The 19,112-nt window shown below is 69.7% G+C and carries 17 protein-coding genes; 11 read left to right on the top strand and 6 right to left on the bottom strand.

The window, feature by feature from the left end:
• Positions 1–116: 116 nt before the first annotated feature.
• Entirely contained in the window at positions 117–4,535 is a 4,419-nt protein-coding gene (locus tag ACIQWX_RS06585) for a hypothetical protein (RefSeq protein ID WP_400866470.1), read from the top strand.
• Positions 4,536–4,690: 155 nt separating this feature from the next.
• Complete coding sequence (locus tag ACIQWX_RS06590) at positions 4,691–5,380, top strand: CAP domain-containing protein (protein ID WP_400866473.1); 690 nt, start codon at positions 4,691–4,693, stop codon at positions 5,378–5,380.
• A 3-nt stretch (positions 5,381–5,383) separates the two neighbouring features.
• Here ACIQWX_RS06590 and ACIQWX_RS06595 read toward each other — a convergent pair whose 3' ends face one another.
• The 3 genes from ACIQWX_RS06595 to ACIQWX_RS06605 all read right to left on the bottom strand — a co-directional run bounded on the left by ACIQWX_RS06595 (position 5,384) and on the right by ACIQWX_RS06605 (position 9,321).
• Positions 5,384–6,391, bottom strand: coding sequence for a cation diffusion facilitator family transporter (locus ACIQWX_RS06595; RefSeq protein WP_400866476.1), 1,008 nt, complete (start codon positions 6,389–6,391; stop codon positions 5,384–5,386).
• Positions 6,392–6,408: 17 nt separating this feature from the next.
• Positions 6,409–6,870 carry a DUF742 domain-containing protein gene (locus tag ACIQWX_RS06600; RefSeq protein ID WP_400866479.1) on the bottom strand — a complete coding sequence of 154 codons (462 nt, stop codon included), beginning with the start codon at positions 6,868–6,870 and terminating at the stop codon, positions 6,409–6,411.
• A gap of 237 nt (positions 6,871–7,107) precedes the next feature.
• Positions 7,108–9,321: a (Fe-S)-binding protein gene (locus ACIQWX_RS06605; protein ID WP_400866482.1), complete on the bottom strand. Its 2,214-nt coding sequence runs from the start codon at positions 9,319–9,321 to the stop codon at positions 7,108–7,110.
• 166 nt (positions 9,322–9,487) lie between these two features.
• Between ACIQWX_RS06605 and ACIQWX_RS06610 the strand changes: the two genes are divergently transcribed.
• Genes ACIQWX_RS06610 through ACIQWX_RS06620 form a run of 3 tightly spaced genes read left to right on the top strand, consistent with a single transcriptional unit; the run spans position 9,488 to position 10,830 of the window.
• Positions 9,488–9,817: a multidrug efflux SMR transporter gene (locus ACIQWX_RS06610; protein ID WP_086671101.1), complete on the top strand. Its 330-nt coding sequence runs from the start codon at positions 9,488–9,490 to the stop codon at positions 9,815–9,817.
• Positions 9,814–10,374 carry a TetR/AcrR family transcriptional regulator gene (locus ACIQWX_RS06615; protein ID WP_086671102.1) on the top strand — a complete coding sequence of 187 codons (561 nt, stop codon included), beginning with the start codon at positions 9,814–9,816 and terminating at the stop codon, positions 10,372–10,374. The genes ACIQWX_RS06610 and ACIQWX_RS06615 overlap by 4 nt, the downstream gene beginning before the upstream one ends.
• A gap of 21 nt (positions 10,375–10,395) precedes the next feature.
• Positions 10,396–10,830: a GNAT family N-acetyltransferase gene (locus tag ACIQWX_RS06620; protein ID WP_400866486.1), complete on the top strand. Its 435-nt coding sequence runs from the start codon at positions 10,396–10,398 to the stop codon at positions 10,828–10,830.
• On the opposite strand, the gene ACIQWX_RS06625 is transcribed toward ACIQWX_RS06620, so the two are convergent.
• The 3 genes from ACIQWX_RS06625 to ACIQWX_RS06635 form a co-directional block, all read right to left on the bottom strand.
• Positions 10,808–10,975, bottom strand: coding sequence for a DUF397 domain-containing protein (locus tag ACIQWX_RS06625; protein ID WP_400866489.1), 168 nt, complete (start codon positions 10,973–10,975; stop codon positions 10,808–10,810). The two genes, ACIQWX_RS06620 and ACIQWX_RS06625, sit on opposite strands and share 23 nt — an antisense overlap.
• A 1-nt stretch (position 10,976) precedes the next feature.
• Complete coding sequence (locus ACIQWX_RS06630) at positions 10,977–11,813, bottom strand: helix-turn-helix transcriptional regulator (protein WP_400866492.1); 837 nt, start codon at positions 11,811–11,813, stop codon at positions 10,977–10,979.
• 82 nt (positions 11,814–11,895) lie between these two features.
• A complete protein-coding gene (locus tag ACIQWX_RS06635) occupies positions 11,896–12,429 on the bottom strand; it encodes a YbhB/YbcL family Raf kinase inhibitor-like protein (protein ID WP_400866495.1) in 534 nt (177 codons plus the stop codon).
• 169 nt (positions 12,430–12,598) lie between these two features.
• Here ACIQWX_RS06635 and ACIQWX_RS06640 point away from each other — a divergent pair, with 169 nt between their 5' ends.
• From ACIQWX_RS06640 to dnaJ, 6 genes are all read left to right on the top strand, one after another.
• Entirely contained in the window at positions 12,599–13,369 is a 771-nt protein-coding gene (locus ACIQWX_RS06640) for a DUF4097 family beta strand repeat-containing protein (protein ID WP_400866498.1), read from the top strand.
• 28 nt (positions 13,370–13,397) lie between these two features.
• On the top strand, positions 13,398–13,631 hold the full coding sequence (locus ACIQWX_RS06645) for a hypothetical protein (RefSeq protein ID WP_400866501.1): 234 nt from the start codon (positions 13,398–13,400) through the stop codon (positions 13,629–13,631).
• Between the two features lie 67 nt (positions 13,632–13,698).
• On the top strand, positions 13,699–15,144 hold the full coding sequence (locus ACIQWX_RS06650) for an alpha/beta hydrolase (RefSeq protein WP_400866504.1): 1,446 nt from the start codon (positions 13,699–13,701) through the stop codon (positions 15,142–15,144).
• 179 nt (positions 15,145–15,323) lie between these two features.
• Positions 15,324–17,195 (top strand): molecular chaperone DnaK, encoded by a 1,872-nt coding sequence (gene dnaK, locus ACIQWX_RS06655; RefSeq protein WP_086671117.1) that lies wholly within the window; start codon positions 15,324–15,326, stop codon positions 17,193–17,195.
• Positions 17,192–17,899: a nucleotide exchange factor GrpE gene (gene grpE / locus ACIQWX_RS06660; protein ID WP_400866508.1), complete on the top strand. Its 708-nt coding sequence runs from the start codon at positions 17,192–17,194 to the stop codon at positions 17,897–17,899. The genes dnaK and grpE overlap by 4 nt, the downstream gene beginning before the upstream one ends.
• Before the next feature lie 30 nt (positions 17,900–17,929).
• Positions 17,930–19,111 carry a molecular chaperone DnaJ gene (gene dnaJ / locus ACIQWX_RS06665; RefSeq protein ID WP_400866511.1) on the top strand — a complete coding sequence of 394 codons (1,182 nt, stop codon included), beginning with the start codon at positions 17,930–17,932 and terminating at the stop codon, positions 19,109–19,111.
• Position 19,112 lies beyond the last annotated feature (1 nt).

Below are 19,112 nucleotides of genomic sequence, written 5' to 3' on the forward strand. Positions count from 1 at the left end.
GAACCGGCGCGTAAACCCCTCTTTCGTGCCAGGCTCCGAAAGGTCGTCCCGGCCCCCGGAGGTAGCGAGGAATGCGGTTGCCGAATAGGCCGCTTCGCTTGGTTCTCGTTCTGGCAATGATCATTTCGGTATCGGCGGTGACGCCATCGGCCGGCGCGGCCGGCGCCCCACCGTTCGCGGTCGGCTACGACGACGTCGTCTACGGCGACTTCCTGTACGCGGGCAACGGCGTCCTGCGCTGCCCGCTCACCGCCGACCGCGCGCCGACCGCCGGCGCGGTGCACACTCCGACGGCGTGCGCGAACACCGCGGACCGCAAGGACACCCTGGTCAACGACGACTTCTTCATGCAGTGGGCGGACGTCGACGCCGACCCGGGCACGTTCGACTCGGCGAGCGCGTCCGTCCGCGTCCCGCCCGGTGCCCGGATCGTCTTCGCCCGGCTGAACTGGGCGGGCAACACGACCGGCACGACGTGCGGGTTCCGCGAGGGCGTTCCCGCGATCCCGCCGCCCGGGAACCCCGCGACGCAGAACGTCCGGCTTTCGGTGGGCAGCGCGAAATCGGTCGACGTTGCACCCTCGGCGTTCACCGAAGACGGCCCGTACTACTCCGCGCACGCCGACGTGACCAGCCGGTTCGCCGGGGTGCCGACCGGCACCCCGCTCGACGTGACCGTCGGCAACGTCTGGGCCCCCAAGGGCTTCGACTGCGTCGGCGGCTGGTCGATCGCGCTGGTCTACGCGTACCTGGAACGCAATCCGGACTTCGCGCCCAACAAGCGCAAGGTCGTCGTGGACGACGGCCACGTCCGCCAGACCGCCGACGTCCCCACCGAAACGACGATTACCGGCTTCCGCGCGGCGGCCGCCGACGCGCACGTCGGCGTCACCGCCTACGACGGCGACTGGGGTGGCTCCGGCGACCAGTTCCTGATCGACGGCACCCCGGCCGCCGAGCCCGCGACCGGCGGGACGTCGAACTTCTTCATCTCCAACGCGGACAACGCGTCCGCGCCGGGCGTGAAGAACAACTTCAGCGTGGACGCCAAGTCGTTCGACGTCGACACCATTCCCGCGGGCGCGACGAGCACGAAGCTCGGCTTCGTCACCAGCGGCGACACGTACCTCGCGCAGAACCTGGCGTTTTCCGTGCCGGTGCCCGAACTCCACGTCGCCGTGCGCCCGGCGCGGCCGAAGGCGCACGCCGGCGAGCCGGTGACGTTCGCCGTCGCCGTGACGAACCCGGGCAGCGTCCCGGCGACCGGCGTGCAGGCCACCGCCGACGCCGTTCCGGCGTGTGCCAAGGCACTCGGCACGCTCGCCCCGCACCAGACCGTCACCTACGACTGCACCGGCCCAGCCCCGGCCGACGACTTCACGAACACCGTGAAGGCGACGGGCACGAGCACCCTCGGCGACGCGCTCGACGGCACCGCGTCCGCGGCCGTCGACGTCGTGCACCCGGCGTTGGGCATGACGAAGACCGCCGACCAGCCCGCCTACCGCGCCGGCGACACCGCGACCTTCACGATCAAGGTCACGAACACCGGCGACACCGGGCTTTCCGGCCTGCGGGTCACCGACCCGAAGGCACCGGCGTGCGCCCTCACCGGAGCCCTCGCCCCGGGCGAGAGCCGCACGACGACGTGCACGGCCAAGGCCCCGATCGTCGACGGCGTCAACACCGCGACCGCGACCGCCACCGACGACCTCGGCAAGGACGACCTCGGCAAGGAGGTCACGGCCACCGCGGACGCACCCGCGCCGACGATCGCGCCCGCCGTCGAGGTCACCAAGACCGCGGACCCGCCGGTGATCCACGCGGGCGACGCCGTCACGTTCACCGTCGCGGTCAAGAACACCGGCGACAGCCCGCTCGCGCCGGTGAAGGTCACCGACGACACGACGACGTCGTGCTCGCGCACGTTCGACGGCCTGGGCCCGGGCGCGACGCAGACGTACACGTGCACGGCGAACCCGTCCACGACGAAGACGTCGCAGGTCACCGCCACCGGCATCGACCTGTCGGGTCGGCCGGTGGCCGCCACGGCGTCGGCGACCGTCACGGTGCTCACGCCGGCCCTGACGCTCGCGAAGGACGCGTCACCGGCCGTCGTGCGCGCCGGCGACCCGGTCACGTTCACGATCACGGTCGCCAACGCGGGCGACGCGCCGCTGACCGACGTCGCCGTCACCGACGACCGCACCCCGGCGTGCGCCAAGGCGATCGGCGCGCTCCCGCCGCAGGGCAGGCAGACGTACACCTGCACCGCCCCGGCCCCGCCGGACGACTTCACCAACACGGCGGCCGCGTCGGGGAAAGACCAGCTCGGCCGCACGGTGACGGTCACCGACGACGCCGTGGTCGACGTGATCCACCCGGCCGTGACGCTCGCCGCGCAGGCTTCGCCCGCGGCCGTCCGCGAAGGCGACCTGGTGACGTGGACGATCACCGCGTCGAACACCGGCGACGTGCCGCTGACCGGCGTGACAATCACGGACGACCAGGTCGCGGACTGCGCGAAGCCGCTCGGAACGCTGCCGCCGCAGGACACGCGGACGTACACGTGCACGACGCGCGCGGGCACCACCGGCGTCACGAACAAGCCGACGGTGACGGGTACCGACCCGACCGCCCGTCCGGTGACGGCGACCGCGGAGGCCGCGTTCGTGGTGCAGCACCCGGCCGTGGCGATCACCGCGCAGGTGACGGGCGGCCCGTTCCGCGAGGGCGACGCGGTACCGCTGCGCATCACCGCGCACAACGCGGGTGACGTGCCCCTGACCGGTCTCCGGGTCACGGACTCGTCGACGCCGGCACCCGTCGCCCCACGAGCCACCGGACCACAGGCGCGAGCCACGGGGTGCACCCAGGACCTCGACGGCACCGTCGAGCCAAGCGCCACCAAGGCCTACAGCTGCACCCTCACGGCACCGGCTGACGACGTCACCGCCAAGATCCAGGTCACCGCCACCGCACCGGTCGGCCCGCCGGTCACGGCGGAAAGCACCGCCACGATCGACGTGATCCACCCGGCCGTCGCGATCACCCGGTCCGCCGATCCGAAGACCGTGCGCCCCGGCGACACCGTCACGTCGGCGATCACCGTCACCAACACCGGCGACAGCGTGCTGCACGACGTCTCCGTGGCCGACCCGGGCGCACCGGCATGCGCCAAATCCCTGGGTTCACTCGAACCGCGAGCCACGCGGAACTACAGCTGCACGCAAACCGCCGGCGAAGCCGACTTCACCGCCGTCGTGAGAGTCACCGGTACCGACGCCACGAACCGTCCCGTGACCGCCACCGCCGGGCAACCGGTCCACGTCATCCACCCGGCGATCACCATCACGAACGACGCGACGCCCGCGCGGGTCCGGCAAGGCGACACCGTCACGTTCACCCTCGTCGTCACGAACACCGGCGACGTCCCCCTGACCGCAGTGTCCATTGCGGACAGTCGCACTCCGGCGTGCGCTCAGACCATCGGCATCCTCCCTCCCGGCGCTTCCCAGCACCACTCCTGCACGGTAAACGCCAGCACCGACAGTTTCGTGAGCTCCGCCACCGCGGAAGGCACCGATCCGGTGAACCGCCAGGTCAGCGCCACCGACGACGCGGCCTACACCGTCGTCCACCCCGGGTTGACGATCACGCAGGACCTCCACGGCGGCCCGTTCCACCCCGGCGACCCCGTGAGCAGCACGATCACCATCACGAACACCGGCGACGTCCCGCTCACCGACGTCAAGGCCGACCCGTGCGCGAAGACCTTCGACCGCCTCGAAGCCCAGCAGGTCCAGAAGTACGACTGCACCACGACCGCACCGCAGGACGACGTCGTGAGCACCGCGAAAGTCACGGCCACAGCTCCGATCGGCCCGCCCGTCGAGGCCAAGGACAGCGACGAGCTGGACGTCATTCACCCGGCCGTGAAGATCACGCAAGAAGCGAAGCCGGCACAGGTCCGCGCAGGCGACGACGTCACGTTCAGGATCACCGTCACGAACACCGGTGACGTCCCGCTGACCAGCGTGTCCGCACGTGACGACAAACCGTGCGCGAAGCAATTCGGCGCTTTGGCCGCCGGGGAAAAGCGGATCTACACCTGCACCCGAAAGGCACCGGCCGACGACTTCACGGATACCGTCGAAGTAACCGGAATGGACCCGGCCAATCGCTCGGTGCAATCGACGGCGGAAGCAAAAGTCGACGTCGTCCACCCGGAGATCGCCTTGATGAAGGACGCGACGCCGTACGAAGTCCGCGAAGGCGCGACGGTCACGTTCTCGATCCTGGTCAAGAACACCGGCGACGTCCCGCTCACCGCGGTGTACGTCGTGGACGACCACACGCAGACGTGTGCGCATTCCGTCGCGAACCTCGCCGCGGACGCCGAAATCACCTACACCTGCACGACGACCGCGGGGAAAGCGGGGTTCACGAGCAAGGCGACCGTCACCGGCCAGGACCCGACGGGCCGCCCCGTCCAAGCGTCCGGCGACGCCACCTTCGTCGTGCGAAGCGGCTGAACGGAGTAACGCCGGAGCGTCCGATTGCCGCGAAATTCCGGTCGGTCGTCGAATGCTCGGCGACCGGAATGTGATCAGCGCGTTCGTAGGGTTCTCGCTGTAATCGTTCCGTGATACGTTCTCGCGCCGTGTCCCCCATTGGTGAACGTGCTCGCGTGGTGATGGTGTCACTCAGTGTGCTGCTCGGCGTCCTTTCCGCCGCGACAGGCACCTGGATGGCCACCGCCGAAGGAAACACCGCCGAGCTCGGCGCCGCGGCGCTCGTGTTGCCCGATGCGCCGGCCGGAGCCGGCAGCGGCAGCGGTACCGACCTCGCGGGCGGCAAGGCCCCGGCTCCGAAGCAGGCCACGACCGAGGCGCCCGCGCCGACGACGACCTCCAGCGAGGCACCGGCCCCGACCGAGACCACGACCGCGCCGCCGACCACGTCCGAAGCGGCCCCGCCGCCGACCACCAAGGCCGCCGCCCGCGTCGCGCAGTCGACCACCGCGCAGGTCGTCTCCCTGGTCAACGACGAGCGCGCGCAGGCCGGCTGCAAGCCGCTGACCGAGGAATCGCACCTCACCGACGCCGCGCAGGACTACAGCGACGACATGTCGGCCCGCAACTTCTTCGCCCACACCAACCCCGAGGGCGTGACGTTCGACCAGCGCATCAAGATCGCCGGCTACTCGAAGCCGGGCGCGGAGAACATCGCGAAGGGCCAGACGTCCGCGGCGCAGGTCATGGACGCGTGGATGAACTCCGAGGGCCACCGCGCGAACATCCTGAACTGCTCGCTGACGAAGATCGGCGTCGGCTTCACAAAGGCGGGCAACTACTGGGTCCAGGACTTCGGGTACTGACCGCTACTGGTTCGGAGCGTTCCACCGCTCCGCGATCTCGCCGTAGCGCGCCAGCACGGTCGCGCGCAGCTCCGGGTCCGTCCGCGGCACCGGCTCGATGAACACCTCGGTGACGTCGTTGAACGACTCGGTCAGCTCGCCCGCCAGCCGGACGCACGCGCGTTCGAGGTCGCCGGCGCTCAGGGAGTCGTCGAAGTCGACGCGGGTGCAGACGAGGACCTGGTCGGTGCCCATCAGCATCGTCTGCAGGTCCACGACGGCCTCGATCTCCGGCGCGGCGGAGAGGTGGTCGCGGACGCCGCGGACGATCTCCGGGTTGGCCTGGCGGCCGATGAGCAGGCCGCGGTTCGTCCGCCCGAGCAGGTAGGCGACGCAGGCCAGCAGCACGCCGATGACGATCGACGCGACGCCGTCCCACACCTCCGACCCGGTGATCTGGTGCAGCCCGATGCCGGCGAACGCGACCAGCAGGCCGATCAGGGCGGCGGAGTCCTCGAACAGGACGGTCTTCGGCGTCGGGTCGTCGATCAGCCGCAGGTACTGCCAGAACGACCGGTTTTCGGCCTTGGACTCCCGGACGGTCTGGCGCACCGCCTGCACCCACGACGTGCCCTCGAGCAGGAACGCGACCGCCAGCACGATGTAGCTGAGGATCGACGTGCTCTGCGCCTCGCCGTGGCCGAACAGCGTCGACACGCCTTCGTAGAGCGCGAACATCGAGCCCGATGCGAAGATCGACACGGCGGCCAGCAGCGACCAGAAGTAGCGCTCCTTGCCGTAGCCGAAGGGGTGCACGCGGTCGGCGGGCCGGTCGGAACGTTTCAACGCCGTCAGCAGCAGGACCTCGGTGAACGTGTCGGCCACCGAGTGGGCTGCTTCGGAGAGCATCGCGCCGGAGCCGGTGATGATGCCCGCGATCAGCTTCATGATCGCGATCGCCAGGTTCACCCCACCGGCGAGCAGGACGGTCAGCGTGCTTTCGCCACCGGGCTTTTCGGGTTCCTCGCTCACCTTGGTGAGCGTAATGGTCAGAGGCGGCGCAGGCCGTGCAGCACGCGTTCCATGAGCGCCACGGCCGGGCGGCCTTCGGTGTTCACCCGCGTGTCGTGGATCGTGATCAGGCCCTGCTCGGCCATGTCGTCGAGCAGCACCCGGGCGACGCCGAGCGGCACGCTGAGCCGGGCCGCGACCTCGGCGACCGAGCGCGGGTGGAGGCACAGCGAACGCACCGAGCGGAACTCGCCGGTCAGCCGGGCGCCGTTCCAGGACGCGCCGGTCCGGGTGGAGATGAGGGCTTCGATCGCCAGGTGCCGCCGCGACTGCGTGCGGCCGCGCGTCAGGACGTACGGGCGGACGAGCGTCCGCTGCGTGGGAAGCGCGCCGGAGGAGGGCTCCATGCGGTACTCGCCGACGGGCGGGATGTCGCGGAGGGCGTGCCTGCCGGTGGTTTCCCCGAACCCGGTTCTCGTGGACCGCAGGTCCTCGCCCATCAACGCTGCCCCCTGATTCCTTGATCGTCGAAGTGGCCTCGCTGGCAGCGGTGGCGGCGAGGAAAGGCCAGCTTACGCCCGGTGGACAGGCTTTTGGCCAACGTTTGTTTCCGCCCTGATGGGCCATTGCGGTGAATATTGTGAACGTTATTCGTGTAATCGATTTCCGCGTTTCACGCAATGAGAAACGGCCCCGACCGGTAACCCGGTCGGGGCCGTGCGTTTCTCGTCCGTCTGTCACTCCTGCGCGAGCGACGGCGCTCCGAGGGCGATCGGCTTCGGCTCCGGCTTGCGCTTGACCGACTCCAGCAGCATCTGCGCGACGTCGACGATCTCGACCTTCTCGCTCGCGCTGCCGTCGGCCTGACGGGCCGTGAGACCGTCGTTCAGCATCACCTTGCAGAACGGGCAGCCGGTCGCGATCTTCGACGGCGCGGTGCCGAGCGCCTCGTCGACGCGCTCGACGTTGATCCGCTTGCCGATCTTCTCTTCCATCCACATCCGCGCGCCGCCGGCACCGCAGCACATCGACTTGTCGCCGTGCCGCGGCATCTCACGCAGCTGTGCGCCGGTCGCGCCGACCAGCTCGCGGGGCGCCTCGTAGACCTTGTTGTGGCGGCCGAGGTAGCACGGGTCGTGGTAGGTGACGTCCTCGGCGACCGGCGCCACCGGCACCAGCTGCTTCTCGCGGACCAGGCGGTTCAGCAGCTGCGTGTGGTGCACGACGTCGAACTGGCCGCCCAGCTCCGGGTACTCGTTGGCGAGGGTGTTGAAGCAGTGCGCGCAGGTCACGACGACCTTGCGGGCCTTGCGCTCGCGGCCCTCGAACACCGAGTTCAGGACCTCGACGTTCTGCTGCGCCAGCATCTGGAACAGGAACTCGTTGCCCGCGCGGCGGGCCGGGTCACCGGTGCAGGACTCCTCCGAGCCCAGCACCTTGTACTTCACGTCGGCCATGTGCAGCAGCTCGGCGACCGCGCGCGTTGTCTTCTTCGCGCGGTCCTCGAACGCGCCGGCGCAGCCGACCCAGAACAGGTACTCGGCGTCGCCCATGTCGCCGTCGAACACCGGGACCTCGAAGTCCAGGTCCTCGGTCCAGGCCAGCCGGTCCTTGGCGTTCTGGCCCCACGGGTTGCCCTTGTTCTCCAGGTTCTTGAACATGCCGTTCAGCTCGCTGGGGAACGACGACTCGATCATCACCTGGTAGCGGCGCATGTCCACGATGTGGTCGACGTGCTCGATGTCGACCGGGCACTGCTCGACGCACGCGCCGCAGCTGGTGCAGGACCACAGGACGTCCGGGTCGATGACGCCGCCGTCGTCGCCGATCAGGGCCTTCTGCGACTCGGCGATCGCGAGGACGTCGATCCCGGCGTACATGTTGTCGCCGGACAAGCCGACCTCGTCGCCCGCCATGTCCCGCTTGCCACCGGCCATGAGGTACGGCGCCTTCGCGTAGGCGTGGTCACGCAGCTGCGTGATGACCAGCTTCGGCGACAGCGGCTTGCCCGTGTTCCACGCGGGGCACTGCTCCTGGCAGCGGCCGCACTCGGTGCACGTCGAGAAGTCCAGCCAGCCCTTCCAGCTGAAGTCCTCGATCTTGCCGACGCCGAAGGTGTCCTCGTCCGGGTCGGCTTCCTCGAGGTCGAGGACCTTGCCGCCGCTCATCATCGGCTTGAGCGCGCCGAGGGCGACGCCGCCGTCGGCCTCGCGCTTGAAGTAGATGTTGAAGAACGCACTGAAGCGGTGCCAGGCGATGCCCATGGTCATCGTGCGCGCGACGACGATCAGCCAGACCGTGGCGCTCATCAGCTTGACGAACGCGAAGATCGTCACCAGGTTCGGGCTGGCCGGCAGCAGCTGGCCGATCGGGTTCGAGACGAAGGACGCCCACATCGGCCCTTCGTGGGTGTTCAGCGCGGACTTCGCGGCGCGGACGCCGATGATGCCGATGCCCTCGACCAGGACGACGGCCTCGATGAAGTACGCCCACTTGAAGTTCGAGCCGGCGAAGCGCGACTGGCGGTCGGCGCGGCGCGGGTGGTTGCGCTGGCGGATCGCCATCAGCACCAGGATGCCGACGATCGTGCCGAGCCCGAGCAGCTCCATGAGCAGCTGGAACGGCGGGAAGTCGTCGAGGATCGGCCAGCCCCACGTCGGGACGAAGACCTCGCCGTATGCCTCGAACAGGGCGAGCGAGCCGAGCAGGAAGCCCCACATGACGAGCCAGTGGGCCGGCCCGACGCTCTTCTTGCGGTTCATCCGCGTGTGAGCGGCGAACTCCTTGATCAGCGTCTTCATGCGCGGCATGAACGGGCCGTTGCGCGTCGAATCGGGCTGCCCGAGGCGGATCACCCGCACGAAACGGGCGATCGTCGCGGCGAACATGCCCCACGCGACGAGGCCGAGCACGACGGAGATCCCGCCGAGCGTCAGTTGCAGAGCGCCCATCGTTCGGGTGCCTTTCGTCCGGGAAACTGCGTTGATCAAAGCAGTGGTGGTGCGGGGAGACTAACCGTCCTTACTGATGAGTAACCCGTTGAGTGGCCCTAAGTCCCACCGATGTGGTGTACGTCGCTCTTTGTTTTGGGACGATCGTTCAGGTACTTTTCACCCTATGGGTGCGTACCTTCTCCTCGCGTTGGCGATCGCCGCCGAGGTCTCCGCGACGGTCTCGCTGAAGCTCTCCGAGGGCTTCTCCAAGCTCGGGCCGTCGATCGTCGTGGTGGCCGGGTACGCCGTCGCGTTCGTCGCGCTGTCGTACGTGCTGAAGATGGGGTTGCCGATCGGGGTCGCGTACGCGATCTGGGCCGCGGCCGGCGTCGCACTGGTGGCGATCGTCGGGGTGGTGTTCCTGAAGGAGCCGGTCAACGCGGCGATGATCGCCGGACTGGCCCTGGTCATCGGCGGTGTCGTGCTGATCGAGATCGGGAGTGCATCGACGTGAAACTGCAGGTCGACGGCCGTAAAGCGCGGGGCGACAAGCGGCGCGCGGAGATCATCGAGGCGACGCTGCGGGTGATCGAGCGCGACGGCGTCGCGGGCGTCACCCACCGGACGGTCGCAGCCGAGGCCGGCGTCCCGACGACGTCCACGACGTACCACTTTTCGTCCCTGGACGACCTGCTGGTCGCGACGCTCATCTCGTGCGCCCGCGACATGGCGACCGAGGTGTACTGGATGATCGACCGGGCCCGGTCACGCGGTTCGCGCGGCGCTTCGGAAGTCGCCGGCCTGCTCGCCGAGGCGTTGGGGCCACGCCGCGGCCGGACGATGGCCGAGTACGAGCTGTACCTCCTGGCGGCGCGCAAGCCCGAGTTGCGGCCGGCCGCGCGTCGCTGGCTGGACGTCCTGACGTCGATGGTCCGCCACGACGACGAAGTGGCGTTCCGGGTGTTCCTCGCGGGCATCGACGGCCTGCTCATCCAGGGGCTGATCGACGACGAGCCGCCGTCCGCGGAAGAGCTGCGTCCGGTGGTGGACTACCTGCTGAAACCGCGTTGACGGGGTAGTTAGCTTCGGATCATGCGAACCTTCGGTGAGTACGAACTGGACGACGATCGCGCGCGGCTCGACCTCGAGGTGGTGTGGAAGTTCTTGTCCACCGAGGCCTACTGGGGTCGCTGGCGGACGCGTGCGCAGGTCGAAGCCGCGATCGACGGCTCTTGGCGGGTCGTCGGCGCCTACCGCGGGTCCGAGCTGGTCGGCTTCGCGCGGGCCTTCTCCGACGGCGTCGGCTCGGCGTACCTGGCGGACGTGTTCGTCGTCGACTCCGCCCGGGGAACCGGTCTCGGCAAGGAGATCGTGCGCGAGATGATCGACAACGGGCCGGGCGCCGGTTTCCGCTGGATGCTGCACACGGCGGACGCGCACGGGCTGTACCGGCAGTTCGGCTTCGGCGAGCACACCAAGGGGCGCTATCTGGAGCGCGAAGGCGTCAACGCGGAGTCGTTGCGGTGAGCTGTAGGAAGGCGTCCCACGATCGGGTGGAGATTTCGAGGGTTCCGCCCGGGCGGTCCTTGGTGTCGCGGATCCGCACCACCTGAGCGAGGGCAACCTCCACGCAGTCCGCATCCGCGCTGTGGCTCGATTTCCGCCAGTGCATGTCAGGCCTCCAGTTCGCCGATCACCTCCCGGAGGAGCTGCGCGGAGTCGGGCTCGCTCAGCGCGAGGGAGGTCATGGATCCGATGGCGGCGCGGTAGGCCGCCACCTGATCGTCATCGTAGAGGTAGGCGCAGCCCTGGTACTGCTCCAGAAAGACGATGGGCGGCAGCGCCGGGAACTCCAGGATCGAGAACGAGCCCCACACCCCGGGGTGGCCGTGGTCAGTCGCCGGGAGGATCCGCAGCCCGATGTTCTCCCGGTTCATCGCCGTGAGCAGCCGGCGAAGCTGCTCCGCCATGGCCGCCGGGCCGCCGAAGCCCCGCCGCAACGCGGACTCGCCGAGCAGGACCGTGTAGTCCAGCCGATCCGGGCCGCGAAGCCGCTCCTGCCGGGCCAGCTTGACCGCGGTCAGCCGCTCGACCTCCTCCCTGGTGCGCTGAGGAAGCGCTACGACAGCGCGGATGTAGTCCTCGGTCTGCAGCAACCCGGGCATCAGGATCGGCTGCCAGGTGAACACCGTCGTCGCCGCGCGCTCGAATTCGGCGTGGGCGGCGACCTCGGGTGCCACTGTCGACTCAAGCCAGTTGGGCTCCCGGGCGTGCTCGGCCAGTTCGAGCAACCGGTTCCGCTCGGCCAACCCCACGCGTAGCTGCCCGAGCAGGAGCGCGACCTCCTCCATCTTGGGCACCCGCAACCCAAGCTCCCAATTGGAGAGTTCGGCGGGATGCACGTCCGTCGCCCGCGCCAGCTCGCGAAGGCCGTACCCGCGTGCCAAGCGTGCCGTCCGCAACCCGAACCCCAGCGCTCTCGACCGGGGTGTCGCTATCGGTGGTGACATGACCGCAGTGTGTCATCGGGCACCGACAAAAACGGGCCCGGCACCGTTGCCGATCCGCAACAGCACCGGGCCCGGGAAAACCTCAGCCCTTGTTCTCGTACACCGGCGTGATCACCGCGCGGGCCAACGTGTGGCCGAACATGTTGAAGCCGAGGAACGCCGGGGTCGCGTCCTCCGGGACGTCCAGCTTGTCCACATCCAGCGCGTGCACCGCGAAGTAATAACGGTGCGGGCCGTGCCCGGGCGGGGGCGCCGCGCCGAGGAACTGCTTCACCCCGCCGTCGCCCTTCAACGTCACCGCGCCTTCCGGCAGACCCGCACCGTCGCCCGCTCCCGAGGCCAGCTCCGTCACCGAGGCCGGCAGGTTGAACACGGCCCAGTGCCAGAAACCACTGCCGGTCGGGGCGTCCGGGTCGTAGCACGTCACCGCGAAGCTCTTCGTCTCCGCCGGGAAGCCTTCCCACGCCAGCTGCGGCGAACGGTCCTCGCCGCCCGCGCCGAAGATGCCGGAAAGGTGGGGTGTGGCGAGGGTTTCGCCGTCGGCGACGTCGTTGCTGCGGAGGGTGAAGGACGGCACGTCGGGCAGGGATTCGTACGGGCCGGGTGCTTGCGGCATGGATCCTCCTGATCACGGAACTGAGCCTGGCGCCAGGTTAGGCCCCTCGACCCGCCCCCGCGTGTCAGGGACGGATCTCAGGGTTCTTTCGGGGGGTTACCCCCATGTGCGCGCACCGCACCCGGCCATAACGTTTCTCACGCAGAGGAAACAACTGAGGGGAACGACCATGGCGCGCCCGCTTCTGGCTCTGGGTGGCATCGTCCTGATCGGCGTCGGCCTGGCGACCGCGTTCGGCTGGGGCTGGGGATCGGACTTCGAGAACAGCAAGACCCTTTCGGAGACGATTCGCAGCGTGAAGCTGGAAGGCGACTCGGGGTCGGTGAAGATCCGCACCGGGACGGGACCGTCCACAGTGCGCGAAAAAGTCAATTACCACTGGCGCAGCAAGCCGGGCGACACGTTCTTCCGCGTCGACGGCGACCAGCTCGTGCTCACCGACTGCGGGAACAACTGCTCGGTCGACTTCGAGGTCGTCGTCCCCGCCGGCGTGCCGGTGACCGGCCGGCTGGACTCGGGCGGCCTGGACGTCGCCGGGGTGGCGAGCGTGGACGTCCAGTCGGACTCCGGGCACGCCCGCGTCGAAGACGTGCCGGGCCTCGTGAAGCTGCGGCTGGAAAGCGGCGGGATCGACCTGTCGGACGTCGGCGAGGTCCAGGTGCACGCCGACTCGGGCAGCATCAAGGGCACCGGGGTGCGCGGGCCGGTCGACGTGACGGCGTCGAGCGGGAGCGTCGACTTCACGCTGGCCCAGGCGAACAACGTCAAGATCAAGGCGGACAGCGGCAGCATCGACGTCGAGGTGCCGGGCGGGCCGTACCGCGTCGTCGGTGACAGCGACAGCGGGCACCGCACCGTCGACGTCCCGACCGACGGGTCCGCGCCGAACACGCTCGACCTCACGACCGACAGCGGCAGCGTCACGGTCCGCGCGGCCTGACCTTCCTTACTACGGGGGCACTTTCACCATGGGCAAGATCGAACGGCGCGTGCTGGCGGCCGCGTTGCTGGGGGCCGTCGCGATGTTCGGCGTCGTGGGGTTCACGCGTGGGGAGGAGACCGCGGCGCCGGCGCAGGGGGTGCCGGTCGCCGCGGATTCCCACTATCGAGTGACTTCCTGGGTCGGTACTCCGGCGGAAGTCGTTGTGCGGCAAGGAAACTCGGATTTCTTCTTCTCTTCCTGGACCGGCCGCCGCTCCTGAACTGTCGGGGGTCGCTGTTAGGAATGGGGTGCGCCGAAGGACGGCGTGCAGGGGGAGGAACCACATCATGGACGTGCGCCGGGTCGTCGCGGTCATCGCGGCGGTCGTGGTCATGGGGGTCGTGCCGGCGGTCGCCTCAGCGGCTCCTTCGCTGTCGTGGCACGCGTGTGCGACGCAGCAGGAACCGACGGCCGAATGCGCGACGGTCGACGTGCCGATCGACCGTGCGCGACCGGAACTGGGGTCGGCGCGGCTCGCGCTGGCGCGGTTGCCGGCCGCCGATCCGTCACATCGGATCGGCTCGCTGCTGGTGAACCCCGGCGGGCCGGGTGGCTCCGGCGTCGGGTTCGTGCAGTTCGGCGGGCTGGCTTCGCCGGACCTCGCACGGCTGCGGCAGCGGTTCGACGTCGTGGGCTTCGACCCGCGCGGCGACTGGTTCAGCACGCCGCGCATCACGTGCGACCCCGGGACGCTCTTCGACCCGGCGCTGGACCGGTTCCCCGCTTCCCGTGCGAGCTTCGACGCGCTGGTCGCGCACAACCGCGCGGCGGGCGAGGACTGCGTGGCCCGGACCGGGCCGTTGCTGGCGAACGCGGACACGCAGAGCGCGGCCGACGACATCGAGACGATCCGCGTGGCGCTCGGCGAGCCGAAGATCTCGTGGCTGGGCCTGTCGTACGGCACCGAGCTGGGCGCGGTCTACGCGTCGAAGCACCCCGACCGGGTGCGCACGATGGTGCTCGACGGCGCCGTCGACCACGCCCGGCCACTGCGTCAGGCGATCCTCGAGGAGGCGGCGGCGACCGAGGACGCGCTGGTCCGGTTCGCGGGCTGGTGCCGTGGCTCGGCCGAGTGCGCCCTGCACGGGCAGGACGTCCTCCGCTTCTACGACGACGTCGTGGCCCGGGCCTCGCACGGCGCGGTGTGGGCGGGCGACCTGGGCCGCTCGGCGACGGCCGACGAGGTCTCGGCGGGCGTCTACAACCACCTCTACATCCGCGAGGAGTGGCCGGCGCTGGGCAAGGCTCTGGCCGCGGCCGGTGGCGAGTTCCCGGACGCGCGCGGGCTGACCGAGCGAAACCAGTTTCTGTCGCCGATCTACGGGGCGTACCGGGCGATCGGCTGCCACGACTTCCCGTCGCCGTTCACCGGGCCGGCCGACATGGCACTGACGGCCGGGCTGCTTCGCGCGGTGGCGCCGCACAGCTGGCGGTACTCGGAGTTCTGGGACTTCACCAGCGGCTGCACGGGCTGGCCGGTCCCGGCGAAGAACCCGCCCCAGCCGCACCCGGTCCACGGCGCCCCGCCGATCCTGGTGGTGGGCGGCGCTCACGACCCGGCGACGCCGCTGTCCTGGGCCCGCGCCTTGGCGTCGAGCATCGACGGCGCGGCCCTGCTCACCCGCACCGACGACGGCCACACGGGGCTGTTCAACTCCGCGTGCGCCCGGGAAGCCGAGGTGAACTACCTGGTGAGCGGGCTCACACCCGGTTCCCGCCAACTCTGCCGGTGAACCCGGGAACAAGAACCCGGAGTGCCTCGTTAGGCTGGGTACGAAGGTTGAGCGCAGTCGACTCAAGTCCGACTTGACGAGGTGCGCGACGGCCCGACTAAACTTGCCAAGGCCCCGCTCAAGGCGGTGGCGAACGTGCAGGTCACGAACATAGCAGGCTTACACAGGAGGAAAGCACCATGGCGCGAGCGGTCGGCATCGACCTCGGCACGACCAACTCGGTCGTCGCCGTCCTTGAGGGCGGCGAGCCGACGGTCATCGCCAACTCGGAAGGCTCCCGGACCACCCCTTCGATCGTCGCCTTCGCCAAGAACGGCGAAGTGCTGACCGGTCAGCCGGCGAAGAACCAGGCCGTGACGAACGTCGACCGGACGATCCGGTCCGTGAAGCGGCACATCGGCACCGACTGGAAGACCGAGATCGACGGCAAGAACTACACGTCGCAGGAGATCAGCGCCCGGGTGCTGATGAAGCTCAAGCGTGACGCCGAGGCGTACTTGGGCGAGACCATCACCGACGCGGTGATCACCGTCCCGGCGTACTTCGAGGACGCGCAGCGGCAGGCCACCAAGGAAGCCGGCCAGATCGCCGGCCTGAACGTGCTCCGCATCGTCAACGAGCCGACCGCCGCCGCGCTGGCGTACGGCCTGGACAAGGGCGAGAAGGAGCAGACCATCCTGGTCTTCGACCTCGGTGGTGGCACCTTCGACGTCTCGCTGCTGGAGATCGGCGAGGGCGTCGTCGAGGTCCGCGCGACCTCCGGTGACAACCACCTCGGTGGTGACGACTGGGACGAGCGCATCGTCAAGTGGCTGGTCGACAAGTTCAAGGCCACGAACGGCATCGACCTCACCAAGGACAAGATGGCGCTGCAGCGCATCCGCGAGGCGGCGGAGAAGGCGAAGATCGAGCTGTCCAGCTCGAACTCGGCCGGCATCAACCTGCCCTACATCACGGTCGACGCCGACAAGAACCCGCTGTTCCTCGACGAGCAGCTCTCGCGCGCCGAGTTCCAGAAGATCACCTCGGACCTGCTCGAGCGCACCCGGAACCCGTTCAACAACGTGATCCGCGACGCGGGCATCGCCGTCGGCGACATCGACCACGTCGTGCTCGTCGGTGGTTCCACCCGCATGCCGGCCGTGTCGGACCTGGTCAAGGAGCTGACCGGCGGCCGCGAGCCGAACAAGGGCGTGAACCCGGACGAGGTCGTCGCCGTCGGCGCGGCGCTGCAGGCCGGTGTCCTGAAGGGCGAGGTCAAGGACGTCCTGCTGCTGGACGTCACCCCGCTGTCGCTGGGCATCGAGACCAAGGGTGGCGTGTTCACCAAGCTCATCGAGCGCAACACCACGATCCCGACCAAGCGCTCGGAGATCTTCTCCACCGCGGACGACAACCAGCCGTCGGTGCAGATCCAGGTGTTCCAGGGTGAGCGCGAGATCGCCGCGCACAACAAGAAGCTCGGCATGTTCGAGCTGACCGGCCTCCCGCCCGCCCCGCGTGGCGTGCCGCAGATCGAGGTCACCTTCGACATCGACGCGAACGGCATCGTGCACGTCCTGGCGAAGGACCTGGGCACGAACAAGGAGCAGTCGATGACGATCACCGGTGGCTCCGCGCTGCCGAAGGACGACATCGAGCGCATGGTCAAGGACGCCGAGGCGCACGCCGAGGAGGACAAGACCCGCCGCGAAGAGGCCGAGACCCGCAACCAGGCCGAGACGCTGGTCTACCAGACCGAGAAGTTCCTCAAGGACAACGACGACAAGCTGCCCGAGGACCTCAAGGGCAAGGTCAAGTCCGCGATCGACGAGTCGAACGAGGCGCTCAAGGGCACCGACTCGGCGAAGATCCGCGAGTCGATCGAGAAGCTGAACACCGCTTCGCAGGAGCTGGGCACCGCCCTGTACGCCAACGCGAACGCCGCTCAGCCGGGCGCCGAGGGCGCCGCGGGTGCCGGTGCGGCCGGGGACGCCGGTGCGGCCGGCGGCCAGGCCAAGGCCGATGACGTGGTGGACGCCGAGATCGTCGAAGAGGACGAGAAGAAGTGACCCACAGCTACGACGAATCCGAGAACCAGGGCCGCGGCCCCGAGGAGCCGGTGGTCGTGCGGGACCGGCGTCGGGTGGACCCCCAGACCGGGCAGGTCCGCCCGCCCGGTCCGGCCCACGCCGCGCCGGACCCCGACGAGGCGCCCGTGGAGCACGCGGGCCCCTCGCTGGGTGAGTCCATTGTGGACGATTCGGTGTCGGTCGTCTCCGACGTCGAGAAGGAGCTGGCCGAGCGCACCGCCGACCTCCAGCGCCTGCAAGCGGAGTACGCCAACTACCGCAAGCGGGTCGAGCGCGACCGCGAGGCGGTCGTCCTCGGCGCGAAGGCGACCGTGGTGAACGACCTGCTGCCGCTGCTCGACGACCTCGAGCGGGCCGAGCAGCACGGTGACCTCACCGGCGCGTTCAAGGCGGTCGGCGACAAGCTGATCAGCGGCCTGCAGCGCGCGGGTCTCGAGTCGTTCGGCTCCGAGGGCGAAGCCTTCGACCCGAGCGTCCACGAGGCCGTGCAGCACAACACCTCGCCGGACGTGGCGGGACCGACGGTCACCGTGGTCATGCGCCGCGGCTACCGCTTCGGGGACCGCGTACTGCGGGCGGCGCTGGTCGGCGTGACCGACCACGAGCCCGGCGCGGCCCCGGTGGACCCGTCCGTCGGTGGCGAGCTGCCACTCGGCGGCGGACTCGATGACCAGCAGCAGTAAGAAGAACCCAGTGGGAGGAGGAGACGCCCGATGAGCGCACGGGAATGGATCGGTAAGGACTTCTACCGTGAGCTGGGCGTCTCCTCCGACGCCACCGCGGACGAGATCAAGAAGGCCTACCGCAAGCTGGCCAAGGAGAACCACCCGGACGCGAACGCCGGCAACGCGCAGGCGGAGCAGAAGTTCAAGGCGGTCTCCGAGGCCTACGGCGTGCTCTCCGACGCGAGCAAGCGCAAGGAGTACGACGAGGCGCGGCGCCTGTTCGGCGGCGCCGGGGGCGGGTTCAACTTCCCCGGCGGCAGCGGCGGGGCCGGCGGCTTCGACATGGGCGACATCTTCGGCCAGGCCGGGGCCGGCCAGCAGGGCGGCTTCGGCGGGCTCGGCGACATCCTCGGCGGGCTGTTCGGCCGCGGCCGGGCGTCGGCGGGCGCGACGGCCAACCGGCCGCAGCGCGGTGCCGACGTCGAGACCGACGTCCGGATCGACTTCACCGAGGCGGTCAAGGGCGCGACCCTGCCGCTGCGGCTGTCGAGCCCGGCGACCTGTTCGACGTGCGGCGGCAACGGCGCGAAGCCGGGCACGTCGCCGCGGACCTGCCCGACCTGTTCCGGGTCGGGGCTGGTCAGCCGCAGCCAGGGCGCGTTCGCGTTCTCCGAGCCGTGCCGCGACTGCCGCGGCCGCGGGCAGATCATCGACGACCCGTGCCCGGAGTGCGGCGGCGAAGGGGTCAGCACGCGGACCCGCACGCTCACCGTCCGGATCCCGCCGGGCGTCGACGACGACCAGCGGATCCGGCTGGCGGGCCAGGGCGAACCGGGCCGGGGTGGCGCGCAGGCGGGCGACTTGTACGTCCGGGTGCACGTGGCTCCGCACGCGTTGTTCGGCCGCAAGCCGAAGTCACTCGACCTGACGCTCACCGTGCCGGTGGACTTCACCGAGCTGACGCTCGGCACCACGATCACGGTGCCGACGCTGGACGCCAAGGTCTCGCTCAAGGTGCCGCCGGGCACGGCGAGCGGGCGGGTACTGCGCGTGCGCGGCAAGGGCATCGCCAAGCGCGACGGTTCGCAAGGTGACCTGCTCGTCACCCTCCAGGCCGCGATTCCCGCCAAACTGGACGACAAGGCGCGCGAGGCACTGCAGGCGTACGCCGAGTCGATGGCCGGGCACGACCCCCGGCCCGAGATCACTGAGCTGCTCGAAGGCAGGTGAG

This window comes from Amycolatopsis sp. NPDC098790 (genome assembly GCF_044759945.1).
GTDB lineage: Bacteria > Actinomycetota > Actinomycetes > Mycobacteriales > Pseudonocardiaceae > Amycolatopsis.